The sequence below is a fragment of the Mesorhizobium waimense genome (genome assembly GCF_003601975.1).
GTDB classification, from domain to species: domain Bacteria; phylum Pseudomonadota; class Alphaproteobacteria; order Rhizobiales; family Rhizobiaceae; genus Mesorhizobium; species Mesorhizobium waimense.
Genome location: NZ_QZWZ01000022.1, coordinates 34,959 through 50,929, shown reverse-complemented (window position 1 = coordinate 50,929; position 15,971 = coordinate 34,959). Strand labels below are relative to the sequence as shown.

The following is a 15,971-nucleotide window of genomic DNA, read 5'->3' as shown; positions in this document are numbered from 1 at the left end:
GACATGCGCGGCTCCTTACAGCATCGCGCCGGAAACAGGAACGGTTCGGTCAGCCACTGCCCCAAGGGTCAGTTCGTCAGGCCGATCTCGCGCATCTTGACGTAGACGACCTCGTCGGGCTCGCCGGTTTCGGGCAGGCCGAAAAGCGACTGGAATTCCTTGATCGCCGCCTTGGTGCGGGCGCCGACGACGCCGTCGAGTTGCATGTCGTCATTGCCGAACGCCTTCAGCCCGGCCTGGATCTTGACGATGCGGGCATCGGGCGCCTGCGCCTCTGCATTCGCCGGCGCGGAGGCCGGGATGGGCGTGGGCGTAGAATCAGTGGCGGCCGGGGCGGCAGCGGTGTCCACGGGCCGCGGCGCCGGATGCGGAATGCCTGCTGTCGTCTGCCGGGCGCCCAGCTGGTCGAGCAGCACGGCGTCGATTTCGCCCGAGGCGGCCAGACCGACTTTTTGCTGGTAGGCCTGGATGGCTTTGCGCGTGTTGGGACCGGAAATGCCGTCGACGGTGCCGGAGTAGAAATCGAGGTCCTTCAATATGCCCTGGACCTCTTCGATTGTTGGGTCGCTTTTGACCGGCGCCGGACGCACGATGTTGATGGTGGTTTCGGGCTCGTCTGAGCCTGTGCGCGGAAAGTCCTCGATGCTCCTGGTGGCAAAGAACGCGCCGGCGTGCGGAAACGGCTGGTACCAGAGCGCATTGGCCGAGACGTAAAACAACGTGACCAGGAATGCGGTCGAGCCACCGACCAAGACGGGGTTGCGCGAGATCATGCCGCCGACGGCCATCGCGCCGTCCTCGAAGGCGCTGCCGCGGCGTTTGACCGCCTTAGCCTGTTTTGCGGAGCGAGCCATTCCTGTCCCCCTTCGTCATCACCGCGGGCATCGGCAGCACGCTGCCGTCCTTGCCCTTCGAACGTCCCTTCGGCCCGTTCACCGGCAGGCTGATCGTCACCATGGTGCCCTCGCCCAGCATGCTCTCGATCGACATCGTGCCGTCGTGCAGCGCCACCAGGCCCTTGACCAGCGACAGGCCGAGACCGGTTCCCTCGAAGCGGCGCGAATAGTCGTTCTGGATCTGCATGAACGGCTTGCCGAGATTTTCAAAATCCTCCTCCGCAATGCCGATGCCGGTGTCGCTGACCCAGAAATGCAGCCGCGAGCCGACCCGCTTGGCGCCGACCACGACATCGCCGCCGTCGGGCGTGAACTTGATGGCGTTGGAGACGAGGTTGATCAGGATCTGCTGCACGGCGCGGCGATCGGCATTGATCTCGCCAGAGTCGGGGGCGATCTGCGTCGTAAGGCGGATGCTCTTGGCCTGGGCCTGCAGCTGCATCATCGACCGGCACATGTCGACCGCTTCGACGAAACGGAACGGTTCCGGCTCGGTCGCGTAGGCGCCGGCCTCGATCCTGGAGACATCGAGAATCGAGGTGACGACGCCGAGCAGATGCTGGCCGGAGTCCCTGACCAGGCCGACATATTCCTTCTGGCGCGGATCCTTGAAGGCGCCGAACATCTCATGCAGCAGCATGTCGGAAAAGCCGATGATGGCATTCAAAGGCGTGCGAAGCTCGTGGCTGACCACCGCCAGGAAACGGCCCTTGGCTACTTCGGCGGCCGCGGTCGCCTCTTTTGCCGCGGCAAGCTCTTCGCGCAGCCCGGCGACGTCGTCGTTTTCGCGCAGCAGCAGCGTGAACACATCCTGCTGATGCTCGGCCCGCATCAGATCGAGGCGGAACGGCCTGAAATTGTCGGACGAAGCGCCGTCGCTCGGCAGCCGGACGCGCAGGTCGACCCGGCGCGCCACGGCTCCGTCGCGCATGTCGGCGAGCGCGCTGAGGTAGGCGACACGGTCGGAGAGATGGACGCGCTCGAACAGGCCGGCGCCGAACAAAAGCTCCGGCGGCAACTTCAGAATGCTGCGCGCCTTGGCCGAGGCATCCAGCACCTCGCCATGTCTGGCAACGCGCAGGACAACCGCATCGATCATATGCTCGAGATGGTCGTCGGCAGGGGTCGCATGCCCAGCGTTGGCGGGGTTGCGCAGCGCCGTCAGCCGCACAGCCAACGTCAGCGCCCAGGCCAGCGGCAGCAGCCAGTGCCAAGCCGCGATTTCCGACGGACCGAGCGGCAGGATGGAGCCGGCAAAGGGCTGCAGCAGGATCGCTGCGAGCGCGCACAGCGCACCCCACAGGCCAGCGCGCCGCGATCCGCCGATCCACCAGGCTTCGAACGGCAATGCCACGGCAAGCAGGGCAATCGGCGAGGCCAGGCCGCCTGCGGCCAAGATCGCGCCGGCAAGCGCGAGGCCGCCCATAGCGAGCGCCGCTTGGCCGGCCAAGGCCATCCGGCCCGTCGCGGCGACCAGCAGGGCGGCGAACCAGCACAGGCCGAAGGCAGCGAAGATCGCAACCACTGTGACGGCCGCGCCCAGGCTGGAGGTGACCAGCGTCACCGCGGCGCCTGCGGCAAGGAAGGGGGCTGCCAGCATGACGCCGATGAACCGGCGCTGACGCAAGCGCTCATCCGGTGCGGTGATGGTCGGATGAACCATACGTTCGCAGCCGGCCGCTATCGCGCCAGGCAATTCGACGTATGTGGCCGTAATCGAACTCAACGCACTCGCACCCGGTCGTGAATTGCCCTGCTTTTTGCAGGTCGCTTTTATTGATCTGAAACTCGCATTGAGCGTTTAAGGAATGGATAAGGCAGGACCCGACCGACGCCAGGCCCGCGGCAAATATCGGGACGCCGGCACAGCAAAGCCCGGCGATCTGCCGTCATGGTAAATGGAGCGTTATGCGGATCGGGCGCCACCGTGCCTTCGGCCCAGGCTGCCAGCGTCGCTCCGTGCCCGAGAATACCCATAAAAATCAACCAGATGGATGGTTACTGCTTGATGAACAAAATCGACAACTTTCAAGTTAAATCGATTGCAAAACCAATCGTTTCGAATTTGCCTAAAATTTGAGGAAAATCCTCGGTTTCGGCGCAAGCCGTCCTTTGCGCGGGCGTGTCACTATCCTGCCCATAAAAGAGGTCATGCCAACGGATGCATGATCCGGTCACGACGAGAGGGCATTGAGATGGGCTTTCTTATAAGGGCGGCTTTCTGGTTCTCGCTGGTGCTTCTGGCGCTGCCGCTGAATGTTGGCACCGACGAGGCCGGCCACGAAAGCGTCGGGCCGATCCAGGCCCTGTTTGCGGCGCGCGAAGCGGTCGGCGACATCGCCGGCATTTGCGAGCGCAAACCCGATGTCTGCGAGACCGGCAAGTCCGCCATGCACACGATTACTGCCCGGGCCAAGGAGACCGCCAAGATCGCGGCCGCCATGCTCGACGACCAGCAGCAAACGGGCGGCAAGCAGGCTGCCGGGCTCGATACCACGGTTGCCACCGGCAGTGTGGCCGAGACTATCGTCCTGCCGGCGACAGTCGAGATACCGGTAAGACTGCCGACGACCAACTGAGACCTTTTCCTGCCGCAGATCTTGGCGACACCGCAGGCGCGTCCGACCTCTCGACGCCTGCGGTGTTTTTCTTCTTTTTCCGTGACGCGACAGTGCCGGATGACTATATCCGGTATGATGATGACGACGATCCAGACGATCCGCGACGACTTTTCCCTGCTCGACGAGTGGGAAGACCGTTATCGCTATGTGATCGAATTGGGCGAAGCGCTGCCGCCATTTCCGGATGCCGAGCGTACCTCCGCCAACAAGGTGCCGGGCTGCGTCAGCCAGGTCTGGCTGACCACCGAACAGGGACCGGGCGCCGATCCGGTCATCTCTTTCAAGGGCGATTCCGACGCCCATATCGTGCGCGGCCTGGTCGCCATCATGCTGGCACTATTTTCGGAACGGCCGGCGAGCGAAATCCGGGAAACCGACGCGGAAGCGACGCTGAAAGGCCTCGGCCTCGACGAACATCTGTCGCCGCAGCGCGCCAATGGCCTCCGCTCGATGGTCAAGCGCATCAAGCGCGACGCCGATGCGGCGCTGAAGCAGACCGCCTGACCGGACATAAGCCGGCGTGAGGGCTGTTCGTCTGCCCGGCGGCCGGTTTGCCGTAGATAAAAAATCCATTCAAAGCAAAACGGCGCCCGCAGGCGCCGTCTGTCGTCGAAACGAAATCAGGAAGAGCCGGTATCAGCGGCCCTTGCGCTTGCGGCCGAGACCCATCTTCTTGGCAAGCTGCGAGCGAGCCGCGGCATAGTTGGGAGCAACCATCGGATAGCTTGCGTCCAGGCCCCACTTCTCGCGGTATTCGTCGGGCGTCAGATTGTAGTGGGTCATCAGGTGGCGCTTCAGCGACTTGAATTTCTTGCCGTCCTCGAGACAGACGATGTAGTCGTCATGGACTGAGCGCTTCGGGTTCACCGCAGGCTTCTGCTTGTCGGCGACAGGCGCCTCGGCGGTTCCGCCCACGCGCCCGAGAGCGGCATGGACATCGGCGATAAGGTTCGGCAGTTCGCCGACCGGCACGGGATTGTTGCTGACATAGGCGGCCACCACATCGGCGGTCAGCTCGATCAGCGCATCGCTGTTTCTGGAAGGTGTTTCGACGATATCCATCATATTCAGACCCCAACGAGAGTTGTTTCTAACTGCGCCCTTTTTTGGCAGGGCATCGCGCGAATTTTCGTGCAGGTGAGAGACTCTGCGATTCGCGTCGGGGAATCTTAATGAGCCTACTAACCAAGTAAGTCAATTCGCATATTGCGTTATATTCAGCGATAATAATCAAATATTCGCCGTTCAGCTTCAAACTTTCGTGCGATTTGTAACTTAGCGAGATTTTTCTGGTCAGACCAGCGCCGGCTGACGCGACGTCAGGCCCCCGTTACATCAGCAGCAACAGCTAAAAGGAGCGTAATGCTTCGGCTTTGCTTGACCTGAAACAGGTCGAAAGGTTTCCCGATCCTAATGAAATCATGGGTTGCAGTGCGTTACTGGTGCGCGCGACCTGAGCGGCAGGGAACAGGGCCGGTCAATGGGGCGTGATGTACTTCCCATAGACCCAGCCGGTGACGAAATGGCCGTTCTGTGCCGGGTCATGCCAGATTTCGCACCAGCGATAGCGGATCTTCTGTTCCTGCTTCCAGTTCGGCTGGCCGGCGATATCGAGCAGGTTTATGCCGCCGGTGCATTTGCCAGTCATCTGCAAGACTGTCCCATTGGGGTAGGCAGCCTGCTTCTGCGATTCACCTGATGGATATTTGCGTGCGTTGAGCGTGTCGCCAAACGGCACGTTGGCCACTTGCCAAGCCGCGAACACGGTTGCATGAGACTGACCGGTGAAGGCCAGAACAGTCGAAGCAACGGCGAGAGCCGCAGCGGTACGAAAATAGAATTTCATCATCTCTCCTCCGGCCCATCTCCTGAGAGCCGCCCTCACCCTGCCGTCCTGCCCTTGAACCGGTGCTGATCGGCGTGTTCATTTGCCATTCAAACAACTTCCCAGCGAGACGCAATGACCAGGACACCAGCATTTCCGACCGCCAGCCCGCCGCAGCCCGAGAAACGGCCTGTTTTCGACACGCATCACGGCTTCACCCGTACCGACGACTATGGCTGGCTGCGCGCCGATAACTGGCAGGCGATGTTCAGGGATCCTTCCCTGCTCGACGGCGACATCCGCGCTCATCTCGAAGCCGAGAACGCCTACCAGGCAACGCTGACCGCCGATATGGCCCCGCTGCGGAAGCAACTTTTCACGGAGATGAAAGGGCGCATCAAGGAAGACGACTCCACCGTGCCGATGAAGGATGGCGCTTACGCCTACGGCTCGTCCTTCAAGCTTGGCGGCGAGCAGCCGCGCTATTTCCGCACGCCGCGCGACGGCGGCGACGAGCAGATCCTGCTTGACGGCGACGCGGAAGCCGAGGGCAAGGCCTATTTCAGGCTCGGCGGCGTCGACCATTCGGCCGACCACGGGAAGCTTTTATGGGCGTTCGACGACAAGGGCTCTGAATTCTTCACGCTTCGCGTGCGGGATCTCGCCAGCGGCAAGGAACTGACGGATCAGATCCCCGATACGGGCGGCGGCGGCGTCTGGGATGCGGGGGACAGCGGCTTCTTCTACACAAGGCTCGATTCCAACCATCGCCCGTCCAAGGTGTTGTTCCACGCGCTTGGCGACGGAACCGAAAACGACCGGTTAGTCTATGAGGAAACCGATCCCGGCTTCTTCATGGATGTCGGCGGCACGCGCTCCAACGAGTGGATCCTGATCGGCATCAACGATCACGAGACATCCGAATACCGGCTGATGCGCGCCGGCGATCCGCTTGCCGAGCCGAAGCTAGTGGCGGCGCGCGAGAGCGGCCTGCAATACGATCTCGAGGAAGGCGGCGACGTCTTCTTCATCCTGACCAATGCCGACGGCGCCAAGGACTTCAAGATCATGACGGCGCCGGCTGACGATCCGGTGCGCGCCAACTGGCAAGAGTTGGTGCCGCACGAAGCCGGCCGGCTGATCCTGTCGGTGATCGGCTTCAAGGAGCATATGGTCCGTCTTGAGCGCAAGGAGGGCTTGCCGCGCATCGTCGTGCGCGATCGCAAGAGCGGCGAGGAACATCTCATCTCGTTCGACGAGGAGGCGTTTTCGCTTGGCCTGTCCGGATCCTATGAATACGACACCGAGTTCATGCGCTTTACCTATTCGTCGATGACGACGCCGGCGCAGGTCTTCGACTACAACATGCGCACCCGCGAGCGCGTGTTGCTGAAGACCCAGGAAGTGCCTTCCGGCCACGACCCGGACCACTATGTCACGCGCCGCCTGATGGCACCGGCCGCCGATGGCGAACTGGTGCCGATCTCGCTGATCCATCATCGTGACTCGCCGCTCGACGGCACAGCACCTTGCCTGCTCTATGGCTATGGTTCCTACGGCATCACCGTGCCGGCCGCCTTCAACACCAACTGCCTGTCGCTGGTCGACCGCGGCTTCGTCTATGCGATCGCCCATGTCCGTGGCGGCAAGGACAAGGGCTATGGCTGGTACGACGACGGCAAGCGGCAGCACAAGATGAACACCTTCACCGACTTCATCGCCTGCGCCCGCCATCTCGTCGCCGAGCGCTACACGGCGCATGACCGTATCGTCGCGCAAGGCGGCTCGGCCGGCGGCATGCTGATGGGGGCGGTCGCCAACATGGCGCCGGAGTGTTTTGGCGGCATCGTCGCCGAGGTCCCGTTCGTCGATGTGCTCACCACCATGCTCGACGCGACGCTGCCGCTGACGCCGCCGGAATGGCCGGAGTGGGGCAATCCGATCGCCTCTGCGGAAGACTACCGGACGATCTCAGCCTATTCCCCCTATGACAATATCGCCGCGCTCGACTATCCGCCGATCCTGGCGCTGGCGGGGCTTACCGACCCGCGCGTCACCTATTGGGAGCCGGCCAAATGGGTGGCGCGGCTGCGCGAGCGCAAGAGCGGCGACAATCAGGTGCTGTTCAAGATCAACATGGACTCAGGTCACGCCGGCGCCTCCGGCCGCTTTTCCAGGCTGGAGGAGATCGCCTACACCTATGCCTTCGCGCTCAAGGTGACCGGCAAGGCCGATCTTGCCGGATGAATGCGATGCGATGACCAGTCATTGCCTTCCGTTCCGCAACGTGGCTTTCATTGGTGGCGAAAGTAACGGAGACGCGCAGCGATGATCGACCTCGCCACATTGATTGCCTATGTCGCGGTTGTGCTTGGCTTTGTCTTCGTTCCGGGCCCGGCCACTCTGCTGACGGTGGCGCGGGCGACGAGTTCGGGAACGAAGGTGGGCATCGCGACCGGCGCCGGGATCGCGGCCGGCGACGTGTTTCACACCTTCATGGCGATGGTCGGCATCTCAGCGATCATTGCCACTTCGGCAATGCTGTTCAGCATCATAAAGTATATCGGCGCGGCCTATCTCGTCTATCTCGGCATTCGCGCCATCATCGAGAGAGCGCCGGCCGATCCGGCAGCCGGCGCGCTTGCGATCTCTGCTGGCAAGGCATTTCGGCAGGCCGTGCTGACCGAGATGCTCAACCCAAAGACCGCCCTTTTCTTCCTTGCATTCCTTCCCCAGTTCGTGCGGCCCGAAAACGGATCGGTGATGCTCCAGTTGGCGACATTGGGTGCCATCTTTGTTTTACTCGGCCTCTTCAGCACGGTGATTTTCGCGGTGGGCGCGAGTGGGCTCGGCACTTTCCTACGCCGAAATCCTGCCGTGCAGAAATGGCAGGGCAAGGTTGTTGGCGGCATCTATTGCGCCCTCGGCATCCGTCTGGCGCTGCAGCAGCGCTAGAGCCATGGCAGGCGATGTGCCGGCACGGCTCGTATATCGCCTTGGGTAATGATTTTTTGATTTGCGCATGACCTTTTTCGAAGCTTTGAATCAGCGGCAGGCGCTGCTGATTTTCCGCTCGCAATTGCCATCGCCGCGCGCTACCCAATGCCCGGCTTTTTCAGAGCCGCACCTGCCAGTCACAATCTCGCAAGGGTCCGCCATGCTGCTCGTCGACGTCTATCTCGACAAATCGCCCATCCAGGGCATCGGCGTCTTCGCCAAGAAACACATTCCACGGGGCACGCTGGTCTGGAAGCTCGACCCGCGGTTTGACCGGCTGATCGAAGTCGACACGTATGAGGGGGAGACCGGGCCGGTGAAGGGCTATCTCGACCGCTATTCCTATCCTGATCGGCGCAACCCCGGATACATCGTCTTCGAAGCCGATGACGCGCGCTATATGAACCACGCCGATGAACCGAACTGCGACGTCTCCTCGCCCGAGGAGACTTACGCGTTGCGCGACATCACGCCCGGCGAGGAACTGACCTGCGATTACAACCATTTCTTCGAAACCGGTTTCGACTTCCTGGGCGATCGTCACCCGTAGTCGAAAACCAGGGTCCGGACTCATAACCAGTAGCTGACGATGGCCACGAGGCAGACGGCGGCAAGGAAGTTCGTCGCCGATCGATCGTATCGTGTGGCGACTCGGCGGAAATCCTTGAGGCGTCCGAACATGCGCTCGATGGCGTTGCGATCGCGGTAAAGGAACGGCGAGAAGCAAATTCTCCAGCGCCGGTTGGCCTTGAGTGGGATGTTCGGCATTGCCCCTTTACCCTCGACCTTGTTGCGGATTGCGTTGCTGTCATAGCCCTTGTCGGCATGCACGATCGGGCTCTTGGGCATCTGCTCCAGAAGCAAATCCCCGGCGGTGCAATCGGCGACCTGGTCACCGGTCAAAAGGAAAGCGATCGGGCGGCATAGGCCATCGGTCAGGGCGTGGATTTTCGTGGTTCGCCCACCACGCGATCGGCCGATCGCCTGATTTTGTTCCCCCCTTTGCCGCCTGAGGCGCAGCGATGCGCCTTCACCGCCGAGGAGCCGATGAGCACCTCCGCCGGTGTTCCGCCAGCCGAGACCAGGGCATGGAAGATGTCGACCCAGATGCCCTTGGCTGCCCATCGGACGAAGCGGTTGTAGAGCGTCTTGCGCGGGCCGTAGGCATCCGGTGCGTCGACCCAACGACCGCCTGATTTCAGGACATGCACGATGCCGCTGATTACCCGGCGATCATTAACCCGCCGCTTGCCGCGTGTGTCAGTTGGCAACAGCGCCGCGAGTCGCCCGAACTGCTCCTCGGTCAGCCAGAAGTAATCGCGTTTCATCCTTGTAGTCTCCCTTTGCGGCGAAATCCCCGTTGATTCCGTGCCTCCTTTGGACCACTGTCCCTAAATCGGGCAAAAGGCCGCGCCCGGATGAAGGACTCAGGGGGAGCGCAATGCCCAACGCCTTCACCACTCTCGTCGGCATAGAAATTCCGATTGTCCAGGCGGCCTTGGGTGGAGCTACTTCTCCGCAATTCGCCGCCGCGGTGAGCAATGCAGGCGGTCTCGGGATGCTCGCCCTCGGCTGGAATCCGCCTGAAGCGGTACGCGCAGAAATTCGGGCCACCAAGGCCCTGACCAAACGGCCGTTCGGCGTCAATCTCGTGTTGACTTATCCGCAGGAGGAGCGCCTCGCGATCTGCTTGGAAGAAGGCGTGCCGGTAGTCTCATTTTTCTGGGGCCAGGCAGGTTCGCTGACGGCTGCGGCGCATCGTGGCGGGGCAAAGGTCCTGCATACGGCAGGAGGCGCCGAACAGGCTCGGATATCAGCCGCAGATGGTGCCGACGCAATCGTCGCGCAGGGCTGGGAGGCGGGTGGCCACGTTTACGGTACAGTTGCCACGATGGCGTTGGTTCCGGCGGTTGTTGACCAGGTCGCGCCAGTCCCCGTTCTTGCTGCCGGTGGCATTGCGGATGGACGCGGTCTAGCCGCGGCGATGGCACTTGGTGCCGCGGGCGCTTGGATCGGTACCCGCTTTCTCGCGAGCATCGAAGCTCCAATCCACCCGCGCTATCGCGACCGCATCCTCACAGCCAAGGAGACGGACACAGAATACGGGACTGTTTTCGATGTCGGCTGGCCCGACGCTCCGCACCGTAGCCTCCGCAACAAAACGATTGAAGCTTGGGAGGCAGCCGGACGCCCGCCGGCGGGTAGGCGTCCCCACGAAGGCGCGGTCGTTGCAAAGTCGCCATATGGCGACGTGGTTGCATACCAATCTCATACGCCGGGATCGGGTGACGAGGGCGATATCGACGCCCTTGCCCTATGGTCGGGCCAAGGCGTCAGCCTCGTCCGCCGCGTCCAGCCGGCCGCCGAGATTGTCCGCGAAATCAGCGACGAGGCGCGGGCAATCCTCGCACGGCTTGGGAACGATCCATCTTTCTAAGGCCTGTGTAGGAAGTACCGCCGATCTCAATCGCGAACTTATGGGTCCGGACCCTAGTTCTCTGGCTTCTTGCGTGCGGGATAGCCGTTGGGATGCGACGGGGCCGCCTTGAGATAGGCGGCGATGGCCGCGCGGTCCTCGGGCATCAGTTGGGCCATGTTCCTTTGCACATCGACCATCGCACCGCCCACAGAATCGAAATCCGGCGTGAAGCCGGTTTCGAGATAGTTGGCGATGTCGGCCTCGGACCAGTCGCCGATGCCGCCCTCGCCCGAGGTGATGTTGGGGACGATGCCGCTGCCCTCGGCGGCGGTCGCGCCCGCCAGCCACACGGCCTTCTTCGTTCCCCCCGCAAGATCGCGCGGCGTGTGGCATTCGCCGCAATGGCCGGGTCCCTCGACCAGATAGCGGCCCGCCATCACCGGATCCGGCGTGCCTTCAGGCAACGCGATCACCGGCTGCGGGCTGAGATAGAGCAGCTTCCACAGGCCTATGCCGCGGCGGATGTTGAAGGGAAAGCCGAGCGTATGGCCCGGCGCCTTGCCGGCCACCGCCGGAAGCGTCTTCAGGAAGGCGTAGAGGTCGGCAATATCAGATGGTTTCATGCGGGCGTAAGACGCGTAGGGAAACGCCGGATAGAAGTGCTCGCCGCCCGGCGACACGCCTTTCAGCATGGCGTTGGCCAGGTCTTCCTCGGACCAGGCGCCGATGCCGTCCTTGGCATCCTGCGAAATGTTCGGTGGCACAAAAATGCCGAACGGTGTCTTGAGCTGGAGACCACCGGCCAGTTGCAGACGCGCCTCGCCTTGCGAGCGGGGCTTGGCATGACAGGAGGTGCAGCCTCCGGCATAGAAGATGCGTTTGCCCCTGGCGGCATCGCCGGGGCCGAGCTGCGCCAGGGTTTCAGCGTCGAGCCTGGCCGGCGCCGACAGGAACCACACGGCAACAGCGCCGACGCCGCCAAGAACGAGGGCGGCGCCAATGAGCTTTTTCAGCACGGGCATTGCCCGCCGTCAGCCCTTCTTGATCCTGTAGCCCTGGTGGCAGGTGCCGCAATCCCCGCCGATCGTGTTGAACTGCGCCTTGAGGGCATCGACATCGGCGGGTGCGGCCGCGACCGCCGCCTTGACGTCGGCGACATACTTGTCGTTGCCCGCCTTGAAGCCGGCCGTGTCTTCCCAGATCTTCGGTGAGGCCGTGGTATCGCCCTTGTCGCTGCCGGCTGGAAAGTGGGCATCGATGTCAAGTTTCTCGGCATTCGCCTCTAGCGACTGCAACGCAGTGAGAACGGCGGCAGCGTCGAATGCCTCCTCGCCTTTGACCACTTTCGATAATCCGCCGGCGATCTTTCCACGTTCCTTCATCAGAGCCTGGCGATCCAGTATCGGGTCGGCAAACGCCGCCGAACCGGCAAAGGCGAGCATAGAGATGGCGATGACAAGCTTTCTCATTCAATTGGCTCCATGGTGAAGATAGTTCGAGACAGAACGATAACGGCGTGGATGACCTGAATATTCCCCCTTCCGTGGGTGGCTATTTTGTCGGACGCTGTTTCAAACGCGGAAAAAGAAAAGCCCCGGACGTCCGGGGCTTTTCAAAAACTGCGATCAGGCCTTTACGTAGAGTTCGAGGACATGGTCCCAGTTGATGAGACTGTCTACGAAGGCCTCGAGATATTTCGGCCGGGCATTGCGGTAGTCGATGTAATAGGAGTGCTCCCAGACGTCGACGCCGATGATCGGCGTGGCGCCATGGACCAGCGGGTTCTCGCCGTTCGGCGTCTTCGAGATCGCCAGCTTGCCGTCCTTGACCGAAACCCAGGCCCAGCCCGAGCCGAACTGGGTGGTGCCGGCGGCGATGAAGTCCGCCTTGAACTTGTCGTAGCCGCCAAGATCGCTGTCGAAGGCCTTCTGCAGCGCGCCCGGAAGCTTGGAACCGCCGCCGCCCTTCTTCATCCACTTCCAGAAATGGATGTGGTTATAGTGCTGAGCGGCGTTGTTGAAGAGCCCGGCGTTCTTGCCGAAGGACTGCTTCACCACGTCCTCGACCGACAGGTCGCCCATCCCGGCCTCGGCGGCCAGCTTGTTGCCGTTGTCGACATAGGCCTTGTGGTGCTTGTCGTGGTGGTATTCCAGCGTCTCCTTCGACATGTAAGGCTGGAGCGCCTCGTAGTCGTACGGCAGAGCGGGCAATTCGAAAGCCATGGATGGTACTCCCTCATGGAAAAATCCGGTGTCGATACCGGACTAACATAGGTCTGGAATGATTAGGGACAACTCCGGAATGAAGCGCCGGTTCCCTTTCTAGAGAGGTTCCGGAAAACTGTCACACGGTTTTGCGAACGGACCCTGCGTCAAAACAAACGTGGCGCCGCAAGTCGCCTGGCGACTCAAGCGGCGGACGTCGAATGCGCCCAGTCCCAATAGAGCTCACGCGCCTTCTTGGCCACCGGCCCCGGCTGCAAGTTGCGCTCCTCGATGCGGGTGATCGGCACGACCTTGGAATGGTTGCCGGTCGAGAAGATCTCGTCCGCCTCGAGGAAGTCGCGCACCGACAGCGTCTTTTCCGTGGTCTTGAAACCGTAGTCGCCGAGCAGGTTTATGGTGCGCGAACGGGTGATGCCGGACAGGAACGTGCCATTCGCGGCCGGCGTCAGCACATGGCCGTCCTTGACCAAGAAAATGTTCGAGGTACCGGTCTCGGCGACATTGCCCAGCATGTCCAGCACCAGCGCATTGTCGAAGCCGCGCATCTTGGCTTCGAGGATGGCGCGGCCATTGTTGGGATAAAGGCAGCCGGCCTTGGCATTGGTCGGCATGGTCTCGATGGTCGGCCGCCGGAATGGCGACACGGAGACCGAAAAGCCCGCCGGCGAGATCATTGGCGATTCGTAGAGGCAGAGGCAGAAGCGGGTCGACGCCGGATCGGCCGGCACGCCCATATAGCCGCCATGCTCGGCCCAGTACATCGGCCGGATGTAGACCGCCGTCTTGCCGTCGAACTTCTTCAACCCGTCCCAGGTCAGCCCGACGATCTTGTCGGTGGTCATGGTGGGTTTCAGGCCAAGCGCGATCGCCGACGCATTCACCCGCGCTGCATGAAGCTCGAGGTCGGGGGCGACGCCTTCGAACCAGCGGGCGCCGTCGAAGACGCTGGTGCCAAGCCACATGGCGTGGCTGCGCGGTCCGAGAATGGCGACATTGCCTTCATGCCAGTCGCCGTCGACGAAGGTCCATGTCGCGGATTGCGCCGCAGCTGCCAGTGTCATCGCTTGCTTCCCTGGATGATATTCCGGGGCAGCATAGGAAGATGCTTTGGCGGCTGCCGTCAACCGGCATCGCCGAGAATCGTTCAGGCCAGCATGAGCGGCATGCAATCAATGCTTGCGCCTTTTGCCTGCTCGCCTCAAAACTGTCGCCATGCATCACGCAGCCTATGTTTTCGACGCCTACGGCACGTTGTTCGACGTGCATGCCGCCGTGCGCCGCCATGCCGACCAGATCGGGCCGGACGGCCAGCTGCTGTCCGAAATCTGGCGCGCCAAGCAGCTCGAATATTCCTGGGTCAGGACACTGATGGGCGCCTATGCCGATTTCTGGCAGCTGACCGAGCAGGCGCTCGATTTCGCATTTCGCAAGGTGCCCTCGGCGGACAAGGGGCTGCGGACCAAGCTGCTCGACGCCTATTGGCGCCTCGACTGCTATCCCGAGGTGCCGGCCGTGCTCAAGGCGCTCAAGGCGTCGGGCGCAAAGCTCGCCATCCTCTCCAACGGCTCGCCGGAGATGCTGGAGGCGGCGGTCAAATCCGCCGCGCTCGACCAGGTGCTGGACGACGTCTTTTCCGTCGATCAAGTCAGGCGCTTCAAGACCGACCCGTCGGTCTACGACATGGTGAGCACGGGCTGGCGTCTCTACCCGGCAGCCGTGTCGTTCCAATCCTCCAACCGCTGGGACGTCGCCGGCGCCACCAAATTCGGTTTCCGCACGGTGTGGATCAACCGCGCCAACCAGCCTGACGAATACAAGGATTTCCCACCGGGACTGATCCTGCCCTCGCTCGAAGGCCTGCTGACCGGTGGCTGAGACCGCGCCCGCCCATGGTTTGAGGCGTGTCGCGCGGCCTGTTGCTGTTGGGCAACAGATGCACGGCAGTCACAGCTTTGCCTTTGTTTGTCCACCGTCAGGCCAGAATCGGAACCGCCTATCGCCGCCAACCGTCAGGTGGACCGCACGCTCGCTACATTCACGCTTTCCTGCAAACTAAGACCTAGAAAAGGCAACCATGTTCACACCCGATTCGTCCTCCCTTCGCCTGAGCCGCCGCGGCTTTCTTAATGCCGCCGCGCTCGGCGCAGCCTCGGTCGCGGTTTCCGCCTGTGGCACGGTCGGGCAGCAGCCGGTCGAGCCGCCACCGCCGGCCTATGTCGAGCCGCCCCTGTCCGATTATGCGATGATGTACGGTCCGATCAGCGATGGAGGCTTCGAGGTTCCCGCCATACCGTACCAGAAGATCGACCCACAGTTCCTGCGCCAGATCGTTCCCGACCCGACCGGCCAGAAGCCGGGCACCATCATCGTCGATACGACTGGCCACCACCTCTATCTCGTGCGTGAGGGCGGCCAGGCGATCCGCTACGGCGTCGGCCTTGGCCGCGCCGGCTTCGAATGGGCGGGAGACGCCGTCGTCCAGTGGAAGCAGAAATGGCCGAAATGGACGCCGCCGGACGAAATGGTCGCCCGCCAGCCGGAACTGAAGGAATACAGCGCCGACAATGGCGGCATGCCCGGCGGGCTCAAGAACCCGCTTGGCGCACGCGCGCTTTATCTGTTCCAGGGCAATGTCGACACGCTTTACCGCCTGCACGGCTCGCCGGAATGGAACTCGATCGGCAAGTCGGTATCATCGGGCTGCGTTCGCCTGATCAACCAGGACATCATCGATCTCTACGACCGCGTGCCTTCCAAGACGCCGGTGATCGTTACCGCCAATATCGGTCAGCCGATGGTGGCGACGGCGAACCGCAGGGCGATTCCGATCGACGCCGGCGTGCCTGACGGATCGATCCTGCTCGGGCCGGTGGATTGACCAACTTGGCGATGTTCTGAGCTGCGTAAGGTAAAGGCGGCAAATGTTGCCGCCTTTGGGCCTCGCGTGAGCATCGAACGTGGATCGGTGCGCAGCGCACATCTTCGAGT

The 15,971-nt window shown here is 62.4% G+C and carries 17 protein-coding genes; 8 read left to right on the top strand and 9 right to left on the bottom strand.

The genetic code is table 11. The features are described 5' to 3' along the window. Positions 1-68: 68 nt before the first annotated feature. Positions 69-854, bottom strand: a complete 786-nt coding sequence (locus D3227_RS24820; RefSeq protein WP_120016907.1) for a peptidoglycan-binding domain-containing protein — start codon at positions 852-854, stop codon at positions 69-71. Continuing rightward, positions 829-2,559, bottom strand: a complete 1,731-nt coding sequence (locus tag D3227_RS24815; protein WP_120016906.1) for a sensor histidine kinase — start codon at positions 2,557-2,559, stop codon at positions 829-831. The genes D3227_RS24820 and D3227_RS24815 overlap by 26 nt, the downstream gene beginning before the upstream one ends. 532 nt (positions 2,560-3,091) lie before the next feature. On the opposite strand from D3227_RS24815, the gene D3227_RS24810 reads away from it, so the two are divergent. Together D3227_RS24810 and D3227_RS24805 are read left to right on the top strand one after the other, a co-directional pair. Continuing rightward, positions 3,092-3,475 carry a DUF5330 domain-containing protein gene (locus D3227_RS24810; RefSeq protein WP_120016905.1) on the top strand — a complete coding sequence of 128 codons (384 nt, stop codon included), beginning with the start codon at positions 3,092-3,094 and terminating at the stop codon, positions 3,473-3,475. Positions 3,476-3,592: 117 nt separating this feature from the next. After that, complete coding sequence (locus tag D3227_RS24805; RefSeq protein ID WP_120016974.1) at positions 3,593-4,021, top strand: SufE family protein; 429 nt, start codon at positions 3,593-3,595, stop codon at positions 4,019-4,021. A gap of 132 nt (positions 4,022-4,153) precedes the next feature. On the opposite strand, the gene D3227_RS24800 is transcribed toward D3227_RS24805, so the two are convergent. Together D3227_RS24800 and D3227_RS24795 are read right to left on the bottom strand one after the other, a co-directional pair. After that, positions 4,154-4,579, bottom strand: coding sequence for a Ros/MucR family transcriptional regulator (locus D3227_RS24800; protein WP_040581861.1), 426 nt, complete (start codon positions 4,577-4,579; stop codon positions 4,154-4,156). A gap of 415 nt (positions 4,580-4,994) precedes the next feature. Further along, positions 4,995-5,366 (bottom strand): SH3 domain-containing protein, encoded by a 372-nt coding sequence (locus D3227_RS24795; protein WP_167480825.1) that lies wholly within the window; start codon positions 5,364-5,366, stop codon positions 4,995-4,997. A gap of 111 nt (positions 5,367-5,477) precedes the next feature. Between D3227_RS24795 and D3227_RS24790 the strand changes: the two genes are divergently transcribed. From D3227_RS24790 to D3227_RS24780, 3 genes are all read left to right on the top strand, one after another. Next, positions 5,478-7,589, top strand: coding sequence for a S9 family peptidase (locus D3227_RS24790; RefSeq protein WP_120016904.1), 2,112 nt, complete (start codon positions 5,478-5,480; stop codon positions 7,587-7,589). A gap of 81 nt (positions 7,590-7,670) precedes the next feature. Beyond that, positions 7,671-8,297 carry a LysE family translocator gene (locus D3227_RS24785; RefSeq protein ID WP_120016903.1) on the top strand — a complete coding sequence of 209 codons (627 nt, stop codon included), beginning with the start codon at positions 7,671-7,673 and terminating at the stop codon, positions 8,295-8,297. A 202-nt stretch (positions 8,298-8,499) separates the two neighbouring features. After that, on the top strand, positions 8,500-8,889 hold the full coding sequence (locus D3227_RS24780; RefSeq protein WP_120016972.1) for an SET domain-containing protein: 390 nt from the start codon (positions 8,500-8,502) through the stop codon (positions 8,887-8,889). A 20-nt stretch (positions 8,890-8,909) separates the two neighbouring features. Here D3227_RS24780 and D3227_RS24775 read toward each other — a convergent pair. Next, a protein-coding gene (locus D3227_RS24775) for an IS5 family transposase (protein ID WP_425374545.1) occupies positions 8,910-9,667 on the bottom strand; the annotation gives its coding sequence in 2 pieces (ribosomal slippage) (positions 8,910-9,328 and positions 9,328-9,667; 759 coding nt in all). A gap of 113 nt (positions 9,668-9,780) precedes the next feature. Here D3227_RS24775 and D3227_RS24770 point away from each other — a divergent pair. Continuing rightward, positions 9,781-10,776 carry an NAD(P)H-dependent flavin oxidoreductase gene (locus tag D3227_RS24770; RefSeq protein WP_120016901.1) on the top strand — a complete coding sequence of 332 codons (996 nt, stop codon included), beginning with the start codon at positions 9,781-9,783 and terminating at the stop codon, positions 10,774-10,776. A 53-nt stretch (positions 10,777-10,829) separates the two neighbouring features. On the opposite strand, the gene D3227_RS24765 is transcribed toward D3227_RS24770, so the two are convergent. The 4 genes from D3227_RS24765 to D3227_RS24750 form a co-directional block, all read right to left on the bottom strand. Then, on the bottom strand, positions 10,830-11,780 hold the full coding sequence (locus D3227_RS24765; protein ID WP_120016900.1) for a c-type cytochrome: 951 nt from the start codon (positions 11,778-11,780) through the stop codon (positions 10,830-10,832). 9 nt (positions 11,781-11,789) lie between these two features. Then, positions 11,790-12,227, bottom strand: a complete 438-nt coding sequence (locus tag D3227_RS24760) for a c-type cytochrome (protein WP_120016899.1) — start codon at positions 12,225-12,227, stop codon at positions 11,790-11,792. A 156-nt stretch (positions 12,228-12,383) separates the two neighbouring features. Then, positions 12,384-12,980 carry a superoxide dismutase gene (locus tag D3227_RS24755; RefSeq protein WP_120016898.1) on the bottom strand — a complete coding sequence of 199 codons (597 nt, stop codon included), beginning with the start codon at positions 12,978-12,980 and terminating at the stop codon, positions 12,384-12,386. A 185-nt stretch (positions 12,981-13,165) separates the two neighbouring features. After that, entirely contained in the window at positions 13,166-14,044 is an 879-nt protein-coding gene (locus D3227_RS24750; RefSeq protein ID WP_120016971.1) for a branched-chain amino acid aminotransferase, read from the bottom strand. A 151-nt stretch (positions 14,045-14,195) separates the two neighbouring features. Between D3227_RS24750 and D3227_RS24745 the strand changes: the two genes are divergently transcribed. Next, complete coding sequence (locus tag D3227_RS24745) at positions 14,196-14,858, top strand: haloacid dehalogenase type II (protein WP_120016897.1); 663 nt, start codon at positions 14,196-14,198, stop codon at positions 14,856-14,858. A 199-nt stretch (positions 14,859-15,057) separates the two neighbouring features. Then, positions 15,058-15,861: a L,D-transpeptidase gene (locus D3227_RS24740; protein ID WP_120016896.1), complete on the top strand. Its 804-nt coding sequence runs from the start codon at positions 15,058-15,060 to the stop codon at positions 15,859-15,861. The last annotated feature ends 110 nt before the right edge of the window (positions 15,862-15,971 follow it).

Bases quoted from the DNA above. Each gene is read 5' to 3' on its own strand.
- D3227_RS24780 (WP_120016972.1), top strand. From the start codon at position 8,500: ATGCTGCTCGTCGACGTCTATCTCGACAAATCGCCCATCCAGGGCATC.
- D3227_RS24815 (WP_120016906.1), bottom strand. From the start codon at position 2,559: ATGGTTCATCCGACCATCACCGCACCGGATGAGCGCTTGCGTCAGCGC.
- D3227_RS24750 (WP_120016971.1), bottom strand. From the start codon at position 14,044: ATGACACTGGCAGCTGCGGCGCAATCCGCGACATGGACCTTCGTCGAC.
- D3227_RS24805 (WP_120016974.1), top strand. From the start codon at position 3,593: ATGATGACGACGATCCAGACGATCCGCGACGACTTTTCCCTGCTCGAC.
- D3227_RS24820 (WP_120016907.1), bottom strand. From the start codon at position 854: ATGGCTCGCTCCGCAAAACAGGCTAAGGCGGTCAAACGCCGCGGCAGC.
- D3227_RS24745 (WP_120016897.1), top strand. From the start codon at position 14,196: ATGCATCACGCAGCCTATGTTTTCGACGCCTACGGCACGTTGTTCGAC.
- D3227_RS24755 (WP_120016898.1), bottom strand. From the start codon at position 12,980: ATGGCTTTCGAATTGCCCGCTCTGCCGTACGACTACGAGGCGCTCCAG.
- D3227_RS24760 (WP_120016899.1), bottom strand. From the start codon at position 12,227: ATGAGAAAGCTTGTCATCGCCATCTCTATGCTCGCCTTTGCCGGTTCG.
- D3227_RS24770 (WP_120016901.1), top strand. From the start codon at position 9,781: ATGCCCAACGCCTTCACCACTCTCGTCGGCATAGAAATTCCGATTGTC.
- D3227_RS24800 (WP_040581861.1), bottom strand. From the start codon at position 4,579: ATGGATATCGTCGAAACACCTTCCAGAAACAGCGATGCGCTGATCGAG.
- D3227_RS24795 (WP_167480825.1), bottom strand. From the start codon at position 5,366: ATGATGAAATTCTATTTTCGTACCGCTGCGGCTCTCGCCGTTGCTTCG.
- D3227_RS24740 (WP_120016896.1), top strand. From the start codon at position 15,058: ATGTTCACACCCGATTCGTCCTCCCTTCGCCTGAGCCGCCGCGGCTTT.
- D3227_RS24790 (WP_120016904.1), top strand. From the start codon at position 5,478: ATGACCAGGACACCAGCATTTCCGACCGCCAGCCCGCCGCAGCCCGAG.
- D3227_RS24810 (WP_120016905.1), top strand. From the start codon at position 3,092: ATGGGCTTTCTTATAAGGGCGGCTTTCTGGTTCTCGCTGGTGCTTCTG.
- D3227_RS24765 (WP_120016900.1), bottom strand. From the start codon at position 11,780: ATGCCCGTGCTGAAAAAGCTCATTGGCGCCGCCCTCGTTCTTGGCGGC.
- D3227_RS24785 (WP_120016903.1), top strand. From the start codon at position 7,671: ATGATCGACCTCGCCACATTGATTGCCTATGTCGCGGTTGTGCTTGGC.